This is a genomic window from Streptomyces sp. B21-083 (assembly GCF_036898825.1).
Lineage (GTDB): Bacteria > Actinomycetota > Actinomycetes > Streptomycetales > Streptomycetaceae > Streptomyces.
Map to the genome: position 1 here is coordinate 5298705 of NZ_JARUND010000001.1, position 15645 is coordinate 5314349.

15 protein-coding genes are annotated in these 15645 nt (G+C 70.1%); 2 read left to right on the forward strand and 13 right to left on the reverse strand.

What is annotated here, in order from left to right; translation table 11 throughout:
• Window positions 1–103: 103 nt before the first annotated feature.
• From QA861_RS23800 to QA861_RS23815, 4 genes are all read right to left on the reverse strand, one after another.
• A complete protein-coding gene (locus QA861_RS23800; protein WP_334590320.1) occupies window positions 104–961 on the reverse strand; it encodes a glycoside hydrolase family 43 protein in 858 nt (285 codons plus the stop codon).
• A 226-nt stretch (window positions 962–1187) separates the two neighbouring features.
• On the reverse strand, window positions 1188–2084 hold the full coding sequence (locus QA861_RS23805; protein WP_334590321.1) for a carbohydrate ABC transporter permease: 897 nt from the start codon (window positions 2082–2084) through the stop codon (window positions 1188–1190).
• Between the two features lie 59 nt (window positions 2085–2143).
• Window positions 2144–3016 (reverse strand): carbohydrate ABC transporter permease, encoded by an 873-nt coding sequence (locus QA861_RS23810; RefSeq protein WP_334590322.1) that lies wholly within the window; start codon window positions 3014–3016, stop codon window positions 2144–2146.
• An 89-nt stretch (window positions 3017–3105) separates the two neighbouring features.
• Entirely contained in the window at window positions 3106–4374 is a 1269-nt protein-coding gene (locus QA861_RS23815; protein WP_334590323.1) for an ABC transporter substrate-binding protein, read from the reverse strand.
• Between the two features lie 363 nt (window positions 4375–4737).
• On the opposite strand from QA861_RS23815, the gene QA861_RS23820 reads away from it, so the two are divergent.
• The gene (locus QA861_RS23820; protein WP_334590324.1) at window positions 4738–5766 is read left to right on the forward strand and encodes a LacI family DNA-binding transcriptional regulator; all 1029 of its coding nucleotides are present in this window, start codon (window positions 4738–4740) and stop codon (window positions 5764–5766) included.
• Window positions 5767–5866: 100 nt separating this feature from the next.
• Here QA861_RS23820 and QA861_RS23825 read toward each other — a convergent pair whose 3' ends face one another.
• The 4 genes from QA861_RS23825 to QA861_RS23840 all read right to left on the reverse strand — a co-directional run bounded on the left by QA861_RS23825 (window position 5867) and on the right by QA861_RS23840 (window position 7440).
• Entirely contained in the window at window positions 5867–6127 is a 261-nt protein-coding gene (locus tag QA861_RS23825) for a hypothetical protein (protein WP_334590325.1), read from the reverse strand.
• Window positions 6128–6155: 28 nt separating this feature from the next.
• Window positions 6156–6329: a hypothetical protein gene (locus tag QA861_RS23830; protein WP_334590690.1), complete on the reverse strand. Its 174-nt coding sequence runs from the start codon at window positions 6327–6329 to the stop codon at window positions 6156–6158.
• Between the two features lie 72 nt (window positions 6330–6401).
• Window positions 6402–6758 (reverse strand): PRC-barrel domain-containing protein, encoded by a 357-nt coding sequence (locus QA861_RS23835; RefSeq protein WP_334590326.1) that lies wholly within the window; start codon window positions 6756–6758, stop codon window positions 6402–6404.
• A gap of 172 nt (window positions 6759–6930) precedes the next feature.
• Window positions 6931–7440, reverse strand: a complete 510-nt coding sequence (locus tag QA861_RS23840) for a GNAT family N-acetyltransferase (protein ID WP_334590327.1) — start codon at window positions 7438–7440, stop codon at window positions 6931–6933.
• Window positions 7441–7656: 216 nt separating this feature from the next.
• Here QA861_RS23840 and QA861_RS23845 point away from each other — a divergent pair, with 216 nt between their 5' ends.
• Entirely contained in the window at window positions 7657–10719 is a 3063-nt protein-coding gene (locus tag QA861_RS23845; RefSeq protein WP_334590328.1) for an FG-GAP repeat domain-containing protein, read from the forward strand.
• A gap of 49 nt (window positions 10720–10768) precedes the next feature.
• Here QA861_RS23845 and QA861_RS23850 read toward each other — a convergent pair whose 3' ends face one another.
• The 5 genes from QA861_RS23850 to QA861_RS23870 form a co-directional block, all read right to left on the reverse strand.
• Window positions 10769–11542 (reverse strand): polysaccharide deacetylase family protein, encoded by a 774-nt coding sequence (locus tag QA861_RS23850; RefSeq protein ID WP_334590329.1) that lies wholly within the window; start codon window positions 11540–11542, stop codon window positions 10769–10771.
• Window positions 11543–11684: 142 nt separating this feature from the next.
• Window positions 11685–12392 carry an alpha/beta fold hydrolase gene (locus tag QA861_RS23855; protein ID WP_334590330.1) on the reverse strand — a complete coding sequence of 236 codons (708 nt, stop codon included), beginning with the start codon at window positions 12390–12392 and terminating at the stop codon, window positions 11685–11687.
• Window positions 12389–13204 (reverse strand): citryl-CoA lyase, encoded by an 816-nt coding sequence (locus tag QA861_RS23860; RefSeq protein ID WP_334590331.1) that lies wholly within the window; start codon window positions 13202–13204, stop codon window positions 12389–12391. Before QA861_RS23860 ends, QA861_RS23855 begins: the two co-directional genes overlap by 4 nt.
• Window positions 13197–14405, reverse strand: coding sequence for a CaiB/BaiF CoA transferase family protein (locus tag QA861_RS23865; protein ID WP_334590332.1), 1209 nt, complete (start codon window positions 14403–14405; stop codon window positions 13197–13199). The genes QA861_RS23860 and QA861_RS23865 overlap by 8 nt, the downstream gene beginning before the upstream one ends.
• Window positions 14406–14710: 305 nt before the next feature.
• Window positions 14711–15520: an IclR family transcriptional regulator domain-containing protein gene (locus QA861_RS23870; RefSeq protein WP_334590333.1), complete on the reverse strand. Its 810-nt coding sequence runs from the start codon at window positions 15518–15520 to the stop codon at window positions 14711–14713.
• Window positions 15521–15645 lie beyond the last annotated feature (125 nt).

Below are 15645 nucleotides of genomic sequence, written 5' to 3' on the forward strand. Positions count from 1 at the left end.
TGGGTGATTGAGTCCTCCGGGTCGCGGGCTGCGACACGGGTCTTCCGGTACCGGGCGGGCCGAAGGGGGATACGCCCGGAGTCTTGGCGGGACGGCGGTCACCTCATCGCGGCGGGAGGGACGCCAGTTCCGGCGTTTCGAGGACGGAGGCGTGCCGCATGCCCGGCGGCAGGGCCAGGGAGACGGACTCCCAGTCGACGCCGTTGCGGCTGCGGGCCGCTCCGTACCGTCCTTCGAGGTAGTGGTCGAAGATCATGACCAGCTCGTCGTCGTGGCGGAAGATCGACGGCCCTTCCACCACGGAGGGAGTGACCGGCCCCACCGAGGAGGTGTACGGGCCTCCGGGGGTGTCGAAGGTGATCAGGTGGATGTCCTTGTGGGCGGTGGCGAGGTCGTTGGTGCCGCGTTCGTCCTTGAAGGCCATGAGGAATCCGCCGCCGTCCGCCTCCCGCACGGTGGCGTCGATGACCGAGTGACCGGGGTCGAAGAAGAGCTCGGGCGCCGAGAAGGTTCTGAAGTCCTCGGTGGTGCAGTGCCAGATGCGGTGGTCCTGGCCGACGTGCTCGTAGTCGCGGCCCTCGGCCGTGCTCCCGGACTCGACGACCGACGACCAGATGAGGTGGTACAGCCCGGTCGTGCGGTCCAGGAAGAACTCCGGGGCCCAGGCGTTGTGGGCTCCCTCGACACCGGCCATGACCGGGAGGAGTTCCTGGTCCGACCAGGTCAGCAGGTCGGCCGAGGTGGCGTGGACGATGCAGGGGCTCGTCCAGCCGTCGGTGGCCAGCAGATGGAACAGGCCGTCGGGGCCCACGCCGACGAACGGGTCGCGCAGTCTGCCGGTGCCGACCGTGCCCCGCAGGACGGGCCGGCCGTCGTTCACCGGCGCGAACTCCTCGCCGTCGTGGCTGTAGGCCAGGTGCAGTGCCTCGTCGGCGTCGGTGAAGTATGAGACCACGTACATCGTGGGATGGTCCTTCCGGGACGTCGGGGCGCGGGTGTGCCCCTGGACGGTGGGGTCGGTCGGGTGAGGGCACGGTCCCGCGTGCGAGGGAGAACGGCGGGAGCGACGTGGAACGGGAACCGGGGGACGGGGCCGGGGTCGCCCCGGTGGCCGCTCGCCCCGGTGGCTCGGTGGGTCAGTGGCCGACCGGGTCAGTGGCTCGGTGGCAGTGACCGACCGGCCGGGCTCATGACTTGACCGCTCCGGCGGACATACCGGCGACCACCTGGCGCTGGAGGAAGACGAAGATCAGCAGCAGCGGGAGGACACCGAGCAGGGCGGCGGGGAACAGGGTCGTCGGCTGCACGGTGTGCGGGTCGATGAACGAGTACGCGTTGACCATGACGGTCCGCTTGTCCGGGTCCTGGAGGAACACCAGGGGCACGACCAGGTCGTTCCACACCTGAAGGGCGACGAAGGTCAGCATCGTGCTGGTGACCGGCCGCAGCAGCGGCAGGATGATCGTGAAGAACGTACGGAAGGCTCCGCAGCCGTCGAGTGAGGCCGCCTCCTCCAGGTCGACCGGGATGGAGCGGATGAAGCTGGTGTAGAAGAACACGGCGACCGGGAGGTACAGGGCCGTGTAGATGAAGACCACGCCCGCGTAGCTGTCCAGCAGGTTGAGGTCGCGCATCAGCAGGTACAGGGGCGCCACCACGACGAACACCGGGATCGACGTCCCCAGGATGAACAGCCGGTACACCGCGGTGGACCAGTGCTGGGTGATCCGGGCCAGCGGATAGCTGGCGAGTGAGCCGAACACCGTGATGGCCACGCAGGAGAGCCCGGTGATGAGCAGGGTGTTGAGGGTGCTCCGCCCGTAGTGGATCTGGCTGAACGCGTCGGTGAAGTTCTTGAGGGTCAGCGAGTGCGGGATGCCCAGCGGGGAGCGGGCCACGTCCGCCGCCGTGCGCAGTGAGGTGGCGATCGTGAAGAGGAACGGCAGGACGAACAGCAGGGTGCCCAGGCAGAGCAGGACGGTGCCGAGACCGCCGCCGAGGCGGCGCAGCGGGTGAGGTGAGGGGCGGCCGGCGGGGGCGTCGGACCGGGGTGCGAGGGGCGGTGTGGAGATGTCTGTGGTCATGGTGGCGATCCGTCGGTTTCCTGTTCGTGATCCGGTGTTCCGGGGGCCGGTCCGTCGCGTCAGATGCGTCGTTCGCGGAGCCGGAGCAGGGAGGAGGTGGCGCTGGACAGGACGACCACGGTCACGAGGAGGACGACCGACAGCGCGACTCCGTAGGCGAACTTCCCGCCGCCGAAGACATTGCGGTACACGAGGAGGGTCAGCGTGTCCGTGGCGCCCGCCGGGCCGCCGTTGGTCAGCACGAGGGGGAACTCGAAGACCTTCAGCGAACCGATGAGGCTGAGCGTCACGTTGACGGTGAGGGCGGGGGCCAGCAGCGGCCACTCGATGCTGGCGAAGCGGCGCCAGCCGCTCGCGCCGTCCAGTGCCGCCGCCTCCAGCAGTTCGGTCGGCATGCTCATGTAGCTGGCGAGGAAGATCGCGCAGGAGTACCCGGTGAACATCCAGATGTTGACGGCGGCCACCGAGTAGAGCGCGGTGGAGGTGTCGCCGAGCCAGACGTGCTCCAGGCTGTGCAGGCCGACCGCGTCCAGCAGCGCGTTGATGCCGCCGGTCGGGGCGAACAGGTACGACCAGATGAAGGCGGCCATCACCGGGGAGATCAGGGCCGGCGTGAGCAGCACGACGCTGAGCCCCTTGCGGACCTTCGGGCGGCGGAACAGCAGGCTCGCGAAGAGCAGCCCGAGGCCGTTCTGCGTGACGACGACCACGGCCGCGTACAGCACGGTGTGCCAGAGGGCGGCGGTGACCTTCGGGTCGTCGGCCATGGCGCGGTACTGGTCGGTGCCGACGAAGTTGGCGATGGGCCCGCCGAGGCTGTCGGTCATGCTCAGGTAGACGCCGCGGACCAGCGGATACAGCGTGAACATGCCGTACACGACGATCGCCGGAAGCAGGAAGGCGGCCATGGTGGCGCGCCGTCGATGGAACACAGGGGTCCTCCTCTTACCCGGATGGCCGTGGCGGGGCGGTCAGGAGCCGCTGACCGGCCCCGCCCACGACTGACCAGGGGTGGAACGGGCTACTTCGCGGACGCGGCGGTCTGGATGTCCTTCAGCGTCTGCGCGGCGGACGCCTGGCCCAGCAGGTACGCCTGGATCTTGGAGCCGGTGTCGGTCTCGGCGGCTGACCCGTACCACGAGTTGGAGGGCAGGATCCGGTAACGCCCGTCCTTGAAGGCCGTGGTGAAGGCCGTCGTCTCGGTGCTCTCCGGCGTGGTGCCGCCCGTGAACGGGGATTCCGCGTGCTCGGCGTCGAGGTACTTGGCGAGGTTCTCGCTCTGCGACCAGAACTTGACGTACTCGCGGGCCGCGTCGCCCTGCCGCGACTGGGAGTTGACGCCCCACATCGTGCCGGCGAACAGCATGCTGTTGGGCTTGGTGCCCGCTTCACCGCCGGGCCAGGGAGCGAACGAGACCGGGAAACCGGCCTTCTTGACGTTGGAGACCTGCCAGGCGCCCTGGTACCAGAAGGCGCTCTTGCCGGCGCTGAAGTCCTGCGGGCCCTGGGCCCACTCGTCGACGCCGAGTTCGTTCTTCCAGTTGACGTACCCCTTGTCCTCCAGGGTCTTCAACTGGTCCAGCGGGCCCTTCCAGTCCGGGTCGAAGGACGTCTTGCCGACCAGGAAGTCGGCGTCCCACTGCTTGTTCTTGTTGTAGACGAGGGTCGAACCGCTCGCCTGGAACACGGAGCTGCCGGTCCAGCCGCTCTTGTCGGGCAGCGCGACGGGGTTGATGCCGGCCTTCTTGACCTTGGCGAGGTCCGCGAGGAACGTCGGCCAGTCGGCGGGGACTTCGGTGACGCCCGCCTTCTTCAGCAGGTCCATGTTGGCGTACAGGCCGATGCCGATCAGCTCCATCGGCATCGCGAGGGTCTTGCCGTCGGCCTGCGCGAACGGCTTGGCGTCCGGAGCGATCTGGCTCGCCCATGACTCCCCGGACAGGTCGGCCAGGTAGCCGGACGCGCCCCACTTCTTCATCTTGTCCGTGTCGACCATGATCACGTCGCCGGCCTTGCCGCCGAGCAGCTCGGGCTGCAGCTTCTGGACGTAGGTGTCGTTCGCGGTGATGTACTCGAAGTCGACCTTGATGTCGGGGTGGGCCGCCTCGAAAGCCTTGTTGATCTCCGCGACGTTCGCCGGTTCCGCGCCGCCGCCCTTCCACGCCTGCACGTGCAGGGTGACCTTGCCGTCCGCGGAGGTGTTGGACGACCCGCCTCCGCACGCGGCCAGCGAAACCGCCATGGCGGCGACCGCGGTGGCGATCGCGAGACCTCTCCCAGAACGCTTCATTGCATACCTCACCCATCGTCGGTACGGACCGACTTGTCATCTCTGAAGGGATGTGAACGGGCTGGTCGGTTTCCGTGTGGGGGAAGCACTTCATCCGGAAAGAGACCGGTCGACCCGATTTTGCGGCGACTGCTACTGCCGATGGCCGGGACTGTAACGCAAAACTTAGCGGACATCTATACGTAACTTTCGGTGGCCGAATGAAGTCACTTGAGTGGCCAGATCGCGTCAGGTTGCGGGTCTGATGTCGGATATCGGTGCAGTTGACCCGTGAGGCGGCGTGGCTGTGTGGGTGATTTCGTTGACGTCCTCGCTGCCTTATCGTTACAGTTTCCGGAGCGTTCACGGGTGGGAGGAGATCGGGTGGCAGGGCGGGTGACCATCGCGCAGGTGGCCGAGGAGGCCGGTGTCTCCGCGATGACCGTGTCCAACGTCGTGAACGGCAAGCCGGGGGCCTCCGAGGAGACCCGACGCCGTGTCATGGAGGTGGCCGGACGACTCGGCTACCGGCCGAACGTCTCGGCCCGCAACCTCAAGGCCGGCCGCAGCGGGCTCATCGGCCTCATAGCGCTGGACCTGACCAGTCAGTACGGACTGGAGATCCTGCGTGGTGTCGCTGACGAACTGGCCAGTGTCGAGCAGGAGTTGCTCGTCAACGCCACCTATCACGACGCGGTGCGGGAGAAGGACCGGATCGAGTTCCTGGCGCACGGCCTCGTCGACGGGGTGCTCATGATCGCGCCGGTCCTGGAGGACGACACGGTCACCCTGCTGCGCCGGCAGAACCTGCCCTGCGTCATCATCGACCCCCGGCGTCTGGACGTACCGCTACCCCGGCTGACCGTCGACAACTACCAGGGGATGCGTCAGGGCACGCAGCACCTCATCGACCTGGGGCACACCCGGATCGCCTACCTCCGTGGAGTGGAGGACCTCGAAAGCACGTCTCTCCGCTTCCAGGGCTTCGAGGACGCGATGCGGCTCGCGGGGCTGAAGGTCGAGGAACAGCTGATCGCCTCGTGCGACTTCTCCTACGCCAGTGGCTTCCGCACCGCCGCCCGTCTGATCGACGACGACCACCACCGTCCTACGGCGATCGTCGCCGGCGCCGATCTGATGGCGCTCGGTGCCATCGACGCCGCCCGGGCGCGAGGGCTCAACGTGCCCACCGACTTCTCCGTCGTCGGCTTCGACGACCTTCCGCAGGCGGCGCAGAGCTTCCCCGGCCTCACCACCGTGCGTCAGCCGCTGCACGACATGGGCCAGAAGGCGGCCCGCGCCCTGCTGTCCGTCATCGACGGGCAGCGGCTGCTCATGGACCACATGGAGGTGGGGACGGAGCTGGTGGTGCGCAAATCGACCGCCCCGCCCCCGCGCGACAGCGCGGTCTGACCCGCGCGCGTTCCTCGGCCTGGACGGATTCCGGTGCGGGTTCCGCCCGAGCCGGCGGCATCCGGCTGACCTGGCCGGTCAACGGCCCGACCGCGATCCGCTACGAGGTCTGGCGCCGCACGGAGGCGGACACCGACACCGTGCCCGTCAAGATCGCCGACAGGCCCGCGACGGAGTCCCCGGAGTGGACCGGCACCGGCGCACCGGCCGGGACCACCTCGTACCACCCGGTGCTGGTGTACGGCGAGGACGGTGACACTCCCCCGCGGATGCGATACGGGTCGGTCCCGGCCCCCCACCCGGCGACGCCCGCCTCGGACCGACGCGCACCGGCGACCAGCCCGTTCGGCCGCCGCCCCATCACCAGGAGGGGCGGCGGCTTTCCGGCCTCACCGGAGGGGCCGCCGCCTGGCGCGGTGGGAGACCCGCGCGCCGAAGAAGATCAGGTCGGCGGCGAAGATCACGATGCCGATGGCCAGGAGGTACCCCAGGCCCGAGGCCGCGACGCCGATGATTCCCAGGATGACGGCCACCAGGATCAGCAGCAGGAAGAGCGCCATCACGCCGACCACCTCCTCAGTGCCGTGTGCGTGTGTTCAGCGAAGTCGTGTGCGGTGTTGTGTTCAGCGCCGGGCTCAGCGCCGGGCGAGCTGACGTTCGCCTCCTGCTCCCGGCTGATAGGTCATGCCGTAGTGCCGGAAGATCTCCTCCTCCTGCTCGGCGGGGAGCACGTCGTCCGTCCCGATCGACGGGGCGTCGCGTACCTCCGCCTTGGAGTAGGAGACCTTGACGTAGCCCGGTCCGAGGACCACGTCGTCGAGGGGGACGAAGACCAGCCGGTGGCGGGTGGGCAGCCCGGTCCGGACGGTCGCCATGGCCGGTTCGTCGGTTGCCGTGTCCACGTAGACGGCTTCGAGCATGCCGATCCTGCGCTGTTTCGTGTCGATCACGTCGTGGTTGCGCCACTCGCGGATGTCGGCTGAACGGATCATGCCCTGCTCCCTGTCTGCGCTCCGGCGGGTGGTGCGACGGCCCCGACGCGGACCTGCCGGGTGCCGTGGTACCGGTCTACCGGGTGCCCTCGGGGCCCGAACACATGCACGTGCCGACCTATTTGTCATCGTATGACCGATACGCATCCTGGGCATCGAGGGGGTAGAGGTCCTAGATGCCGAACGGCGCGGCGTAGCGGACGGTGCCGCTGGGCAGCGGGTGGTCGGGGTCGAGGGTGAGGGCCATCATGGCCTCGTCCGGGACGTCGATGGTGAGACCGATGCCGTACGCGGAAGCCCGGCCGAAGCCGAACCGCGGGTAGTACGTCGGGTGCCCGAGGACGGTGACGAAGTGCTCGCCCCTTTCCCGGGCGGCCCGCAACGAGGCACTGATCACCGAGGAGCCGACGCCGGAGTTCTGGTACTCGGGCCGGACGGAGACGGGACCCAGGCACAGGGCCGGGGTGTCGCCGATGTGGCAGCGGGTCAGCAGGGCGTGGCCGACGAGCCCGCCGTCCTGGCCGGTGGCGACGACGGACAGCCCGTCGATCCACCCGGCGTCGCCGCGCAGGGCGTCGACGAGGTCGGCCTCCAGCGGGGTGTCGAACGCGGCGAGGGTGATGTCGCGAATCGTGGGGATGTCGGCGCTGTTCTCAGCACGCGTGTTCCAGTTGATGCTCACGTGGACGGAATCCGTTCGTGGTTGGTCCGTATGGATGTCGCCCCACGAGGTGACGCTCCCGGCGAGGGCGAATCCGACTGAGCTCGGGCCGCGGCCCGGGACATGAGGGCGACCGATGACGATGAGCCGCGGATGCCGTACCCAATCCCCGTACAACGTCTTGGCGTTGACGTGAGTCTGACAGAGCGCAGGACGACAACAACGGGGGTGGGAAGCATGAGACGCATGTTTTCGCGTACGGCGCGAAGAAGGGGCCGGTCGAAGGCCGGGGCGGTTTCCGTCGCTGCGGCCCTGGCGATGACGGCCGGGCTGCTGCAGTTCGCGTCGGGGCCGGCCGCCGCGGCGGACGGCGGCGGCATGCCGACCGTCACGCTGACCGGCGCGCACCGGGCGGCGCCGCGGCAGGCGTTCCTGACCGCGGCTGACGACTCCGGATATCTGTCGGTTCCGGAGCCGTACTCGTACAGCTCCCCGGCGACGTGGACCGGCCGCGACGGTTCGACCAGGGAATTCCCCGACCACGCGTACTCGAACTTCTACAACGGCGGCCTCGGTCTGGAAAAGCCGCCGGGGACGACGAACGTGTGGCAGATCCGGCGCTACGCCACCAACAAGGTGACGCGGTTCTATGTGCCGGCCGGTGACCGGGTCACCGGTGTCTTCGCCGAGAACCGTCTGCTGGTCGCGCGCAAGACCGACGGGAAGTGGACGCTCCACCTGCTGGAGATGCCGGCGGGCGGGGGGCAGCCGGTCGACCGGCCGGTGACCGGCGTCGCGGACGACTTCAGTGAGACCGTCTACGAACCGGCGTCGGACACGCGGGGCGGCGCGTTCTGGTACAAGCAGGCCGACGGCGGTGCTCCGTGGCACACCGCGCTGATCGACTTCGACACCGCCGCGATGACATACGTGCCGAGCGACGACTTCGGCCTCCTCGAATACCCCCACCTGGCCGGCGACACGGTGCTCTTCTACGCCATCGACAAGGGGTTCGACAACTCGCAGCTGTACGTCATCGACCGCCGGCATCCGGCGGCCCCCGGGCACCTGATCGACGTTCCGGACGACGCGCTCCTCAGGGCCCGCGCGATCGGCGACTGGCTGCTGTACCCCGACACCGGCAGGAACACGATCCTCGCCAAGCCGGTGACCGGCGGCCCGGCGCGCACGCTGCTGGCCGCCTCGACCGGCAAGTTCGTCGACGGCGACGACGGCGGTTTCTCCATCGAGGGCGGTACGGACGCCGAGCACTGGGCGATCCAGCACGTCACCCTGGGCCCGGACGGGGTACCGGTCGTCGAGCCGGTGGCACCGCTGCCCGCGGTCTCGGTGTACGAGGCCGGTGGCGTCGCGGTCGACCAGGGGCGGCTGCTGCTCGGCACGGAGCGTGCGGACGCGCCCGACCCGCACTCCGGCACCGACCTCACCGCTTCCACGCTCAACCTCGCGGCCGACGGCAAGCTGACCGCCGCACCGCCGGAGAACCTCGGCTCGCTCGGCTACGACGTGGAGAACGGCGAGATGAGCTACCACGTCGACTGCTACAACGAGTGCCTGCGGCTCACCGGCACCGGGGCGGGCGACATCGTCCACCCGGCGGACGGGATATCGGCCGTGGTCGCGGCGTCCGACCCGTACACGGTGGTTCGTACGACCCAGGGCGCCCTGCAACGCCGTCAGGGGAACGAGGTGCTCCACACCTATTCCGCGCCGCCTGTCGATCTGTGGGGGAGCATGGAGTGGACGGCCAAAACCACCTTGAGCGGCATGACGGAGGTCGTGGGCTTCCCCCTGTCGCCCACGGGGAGCTACACAAGGTTCACTTTCTCCGCCTGTCTCCCCACCGAACTGCAGGCGGTGGGCCGATACGTCTACTGGTCCTGCGGGCCGAACAAACAAGCGGGCGTGTACGACCTGGAAAAGGGCAGGATGCAGGACGTTCCCCGGGGCTACGCGCGGCTGGGTGACGGTTATCTGGTCTCCCAGGACGACGCGGCAGGCAAGCTGCTGATCACCTACCTGGAGGGCGCGGTCCCCGCCGACCGGGTCGGTACGGAGGAACTCGGCCCGCTCCCGTCCCCGCCGTACGCGCCCGCCGACCTGCGTGGCCGGTTCTGGAACGTGGACCGGTTCGGCGGTCCGGTCGCCTATCTGACGGCGTCCGGTGACGTGACGGTGAAATGGCCGCAGGTGACCACCTCCCCGCTCACCGCGATCAACGCCGACGTCCCTCTCTCCGTCGATCTGCGTAAGGGCGAAGGCTTCAAGGGTGTCTGGAACCTGAACAAGCCGGTCGCGAGCTGGAAGCTGACCGTCATCAGTGTGTACGACGTCGTGCGGACCATCACCGGTGGCCCGGCGCGCGGCAGACTCGTCGCGAGCTGGGACGGGCGCACGGAGAACGGGGCGCTGGTCACCAGCAACAGCGCCCGAGTGATTCTGACCGCCCGGGCCGCGGACGGCACGACGACGGACACGGAGATCTACAACCGGTGGGTCCCGGTGAAGGCGGTCGAGCGCCACGACTTCGGCCGGGACGGCATCGGTGACCTGGTCACCTTCGACAGCGCGGGCCGGCTGGCGATCCAGCCCGGCACCGGACGCGGCACCATCGACAGCGCGCACAAGGCGCTGGCCGGCGGCTGGCCCACCTCGTCCACCTTCGTGCCGTTCGGTGATCTGAGCGGCGACGAGTGCAACGACCTCCTCGTCCGGGACTCCGCCGGGCGGCTGACCCGGTACGACGGCACGTGCGGGAAGGCGTTCACACCGAAGACCCCGCCGCACAGGGTGCTCGGCACCGGGTTCGGCGGGTACGACGTGCTGACGTCCCCCGGCGACCTGACCGGAGACGGGTGGGCCGACCTGGTCGCGCGTGACAAGGCCGGTGTGCTGTGGCGGTACTCCGGCGACGGCAAGGGCGGCCTGGCCGCTCGGGTCAAACTGGTCGGGGGCCAGGGCGGCTACACCCGGCTGGTCGGTGCGGGCGACCTGAACGGCGACGCCATCGGTGACATGGTCGGCCTGGACGGTTCGGGTGTGCTGTGGCGCTGGCTCGGCAACGGCAAGGGCGCCTTTGGCGGCCGGGTCCGTATCGCCGGCGGGATCAGCGTCAACGCGCTGGCCGTACCCGGCGACCTGACCGGCGACGGCCGTCCCGACCTCCTCGGCCGGGACAGCGCGGGCGCCCTGTGGCGCTGGAACGGGACATCGGCCGCGACCTTCGGCACGAAGGCCCGGATCGCCACCGGCTGGAACGGCTACACCGGCCTGTACTGACCGTCCCCGTCCTCACCACCGGAGCCCGGTGGTGAGGACGGGCCGGGGCTCAGCGCACCGGGAAGCCGAAGACGTAACCCTGTTCCTTGAGCCGGGGGAGGACCTGGCGCAGGGCCTCGACGGTCTGGGAACGGTCGCCGCCCGCGTCGTGGAAGAGGAGCGTCGGCCCGTTGGGCAGCTCCCGCTCGACGGTGGCGACGATGGCGTCCGTACCCGGCCGCTCGAAGTCCTTCGTGTCGACGTTCCAGCCCAGCGGACGCATACCCCGGGAGGCGGCCAGCTTGCGGCTGAAGGGGGTGAACGCGCCACCGGGCGCGCGGTAGTACATCGGTCGTACGCCCCCGGACGCCTCGGTGATCATGCGTTCGGCGTCGAGGATCTCCTTCGACTGGTAGGCCTCGGACTTCTTGTCCATGGTGGTGTCGTGCGACACCGAGTGGTCGCACAGCCGGTGCCCGGCCGCGACAACCTTCTTCACGAGATCCGGATGGGCCTCCGCCTGCGTCCCCACCATGCAGAACGTGGCCTTCACCCCGAACTCCCGCAGCACATCGAGTACTTGGGGCGTCCACTCGGGGTCGGGGCCGTCGTCGACGGTGATGTTGACGCCGCGTGCCCCCTTGTCCGAGGCGTGCACGATGGTCACCGCGACCGGCTTGACGGCACTGACCGGCTTGGCGGACGTGGTCGTCTTCGGCGTCGAACCGCCCACGGCACCGGCCTGCGCGGTCCACACCGAGGCACCCGTGGCGAGCAACGTCACCCCGAGCGCCGCGCCGAGTACCTTGCCGTACCAGCCCCGCCCGCCACTGTGCCGTGCCATGTTCGCCCCGCTTTCACGCAGTTACTCGTCGATCGTCGGCCACCGTGTGACCACCTGAGAGGACGAGCGAAGGCGGCCGGAGGATGCGTCCGTTACCGATCAAGGACAATCCCGGTGTGGTTCACGGACAACCGGGCGGCTCTCACTCTCCCCGGAGTCCGAGGAGAGCGGCCTGCGCGGCGAGGAACTGGGCCAGTTGCCCGGGTGCGGAGTAGAACGGCGAGTGGTCGCAGTCGAGTTCGACGTGTGCGGCGGCTCGGGCGGCGCAGGTGCGCTGGGCCTCGGGCCGTACGGTCCGGTCCGTGCCGCACACGACGTACGCGCTGGGGACGGTGAGCCACGCCGGGTCGTCGAGGGGCGTGTCCGGAACCCGGCTGCGCATCGGCCGCCAGAGGTCCGCCGCGCGCTCGGCGTACGGGGGAGGCGTGCCGGAGTAGAGCGCCTCGCGGGCGGACGGCAGCAGGGTCACCGTGCCGTCGGGGGCTGTCTGTACGGAACGGTGGAAGGCGAAGTCGTTCCAGGTGGGCGTCAGCTGGGCCGGGGACTCGCCGGGCAGCGGCATCCGCGCGGCGATGTAGACCAGGCGGGCCGCCAGGTGCCCGCCGGCGGAGACGGGCAGACCGCCGTAGCTGTGCGCGACCAGCAGCACGGGGCCGTACGGCGCCTCCTCGCGTACGGCGGCGCGGACGGCCTCGGTGTCGTCGGCGAAGGAGGTGAGCGGCAGGTCGACGGCGTGGCTGCGGACGCCGGCCGTGTGCAGCCGGCCGGTCACCTCCTCCCAGCACCAGGAACCGTGGTGGGCGCCGTGGACGAGGACGACGACGGGCTCGCGCGCCGGGGACCGGCTCATGGCAGGTTGCCGGGGAGCGGATCGGGGTCGACGGGCCGGTTGTTGAGGTCGACGGACAGGAAGATGTCGTTGGCGACGGGGTTGCGCATCTCCTCGGCGAGCTGCCCGATCAGCCCGGCGGTACGGGCCAGCAGGGCGAAGCCGCGCAGCAGCGGGATGGGCAGGTCGAGGTCGGCGAGGGCGGCCCCGCACACCCCGGCGCCGTTCAACGGCAGGGTTTTGCCGAGGAGTTGGGGATGGGTCCGGCCGATCGCGGCGAACAGCGACAGATGGGGGCCGAACTGTTCCTCCTCGGCGGCGATCTCCATGAGCCGAGGGGTGCGCGGGTCGCCGTCCTTGTGGACGTGATGCCCGAGGCCGGGCACGAACAGCCCGGCCGCGCGCCGCGCTCGTACGGTGTCCAGGGCGAGGACGTCCCAGCCCGCCTCGTCGTCCGGCAGAGAGCCGCGATGGTGGGCGACGACCTCGTGCAGGAAGGTCCCGGTGTCCTCGGTGACCCCGAGGAAGCGGGAGCCGCCGCCCAGCAGTCCGGCGGCGAGCGCGCCCTGCACCGAGTCGGGGGCCGAGAGGTAGGTGAGGCGGGTGACGATCGCGGTGGGGGTGAAGCCGTGGTCGGCCAGGGCAGCGAGGACGGCTTCGAAGACCCGTACCTGACCGGGGGTGGGGCGACGCTGGGTGGCGAGCCAGTAGGCGAGTTCACCGAATCCCACCTCGCCCATGACGTCACGGGCGAGGTCGGTGCCGAGGAGGGTGATCGACGTGCGGCTGGCGGCGCCGAGCGCGGTGGGGTAGGTCGGCAGCTGGTCAGTCACGGGGATCTCCCTGTGCCGTCCGCGGATTCCGCGGTGCCGTGAGCCACTTGCGGAGTTCGGGGCCGTGCTCGTCGAGTTCGGGGGGCGGCAGCTCGTAGCGCGCCGGGGTGGCGGAGAAGGTGATCGGGTGACGTGTCGTGGGGACGGCCCGTTCGCCCTCGCCCACCTCGACGACGGGGTCGAGTCCGAAGCGCTCGGCCGTGGCGAAGCCGCCGTCGATGGTGTTGATGGGGGCGGCCGGTACCCCGGCGGCGACCAGGTCCTCGAACCAGTCGGCCGCGCCCCGGGTGGCAAGCCGCTCGACCAGCAGCGGCCTCAGTTCCTCGCGGCGGGCGGTGCGGTCCTTGTTGTGCGCGAACCTCGGGTCGTCGGCGATGCCGGGGATGCCGAGGACCTCGCACAGCCGCCTGAACTGGCCGTCGTTGGCGGCGGCGACGATCAGATCACGGTCGGCGGTGGGGAAGGGCTCGTACGGGAAGACGCTCGGGTGGGCGTTGCCCATCCGGTAGGGCACGGTGCCGCCGGCCACGTAGGCGGAGCTGTGGTTGACCAGGCCGGACAGTGCCGACGACAGCAGGTTGACCTCGACGTGCTGGCCCTCGCCGGTCGCGTCGCGATGCCGTAGCGCGGCGAGGATGCCGATGGTCGCGTGATTGCCCGCCATCACGTCGAAGACGGAGATGCCGGCCCGGAAGGGCTCGCCCTCGGGGTCGCCGGTGAGACTCATCAGACCGGAGATCGCCTGCACCATCAGGTCGTAACCGGGGACGTGCGCGCCCGCGCCGGGCCCGAAGCCACTGATCGAGGCGTAGACCACCCCGGGGTTACGGGCCGCGACGCTCGCGTGGTCCAGGCCGTACTTCGTGAGCGCGCCCGGCTTGAAGTTCTCGATCACGACGTCCGCTCGGTGCGCCAGTTCACGGGCGGCCGCCGCGTCGTCCTCGGCGCGCAGGTCGAGGGCGATGGAGCGCTTGTTGCGGTTGACGCCCAGGTAGTACGTGGATGTCTCACCCCGGGTCGGTGGCATCCACGTCCGGGTCTCGTCACCGCCGGGGGACTCGACCTTGACGACCTCGGCGCCGAGATCGGCCAGCAGCATCGTCGCGTAGGGGCCCGCCAACACACGTGAGAAGTCGGCGACCAACAGCCCCGACAACGGTCCGACGCCCCCGGGAGCTGCCGACCCTGTGGACATCTCCATGAACCCACCTCTCCGACCGCACAGCGGACACTCGTCCGCCATACGCGATTGTGGCACGCCGAACGAGGGCGGGGCGAGAACCCGGAAGCAATTCCCCGGACGCCCCGGAGCGCGCGGGCCGGCTGCGGGGCCGCCCGTGGGGCGCGCGGGGCCGCGTGAGCACGGAGGAGCCGGTCGGCGCGGGGGCGCGGTGCGGGTACGCGGGCGCCGGGGGGCTGTCCGCGGAATTGGGGAACCACGCGGCGCCCGGGCGCGGAGGGGGCCGCCGGCCGGGGTTGTCGACGGCAGGTCGTCGCCGGGGTGGGTCAGGGGCGGGACGGGGCCACCGACTGCGGGAGGGTGGCGAGGCGGGCGAAGTCGCAGCTGATGTCGCCCGCCGTCTGGAGCAGGAGCGGAAGATGCTCCTCCCGGAGTTTCTCCACCGAGGTCTCGGCGGCATGGGCGTTGACGTTGACGGCCGCGATCACCCGGCCCCCGCCGTCACGCAGGGGCGCCGCGACCGAGCGGATACCCAGCGCCAGATCCTCGTCGGCCAGCGCCCAGCCGCGGGCCCGCACCTCGCGCAGAACCTCGTCCCGCTCCTCCCTGCCGGGCCGCCACAGCGCGGTGAGCCCGGAGCGGGTCGGCTCCGCCAGCGTCTTCTCCAACTGCTCCGGCTCCAGCGCCGCCAGCAGCACCTTGCCCAGGGAGGTCTGCAGCGCCGGGAACCTCGTGCCGATCTGCACGGACAGCGTCACGATCTTCGGCACGGCCACCCGCGCGACGTACACGATGTCGCTGCCGTCGAGCTGCGCGACCGAGCAGGACTCGCGCGTCCGTTCCACCAGGCGCTCCATGTGCGGCCGGGCGACATCCCACAGGCCCAGTGAGCCGACGTACGCGGCGCCCAGGTCGAGCACGCGCGGGGTGAGCGCGAAGCCCCTGTCCGAGGCGCGGACGAACCCGAGCTCTTCGAGGGTCAGCAGGATCCGCCGTACCGTCGGACGGGCCAGGCCGGTCGCCGCCGCCAGCTCCGAGAGGGACATCACCGGGCGCCGCGGCGCGAACGCGGTGATCACGTCGAGCCCCCGGGCCAACGCTTCGATGAAGTCGGGCCCGGTACCGGTACGCGGCATCTACGGCCCCTCACAGTCGTTCGGCTGGGTGTTCAGGTTACTGCCCCCTGTCCGCATGCCGTCCACACCTGTGGATAACGCCGCATCCGGGGAATCGGCTCCCGCGATTCTCTTGACGTCACGGG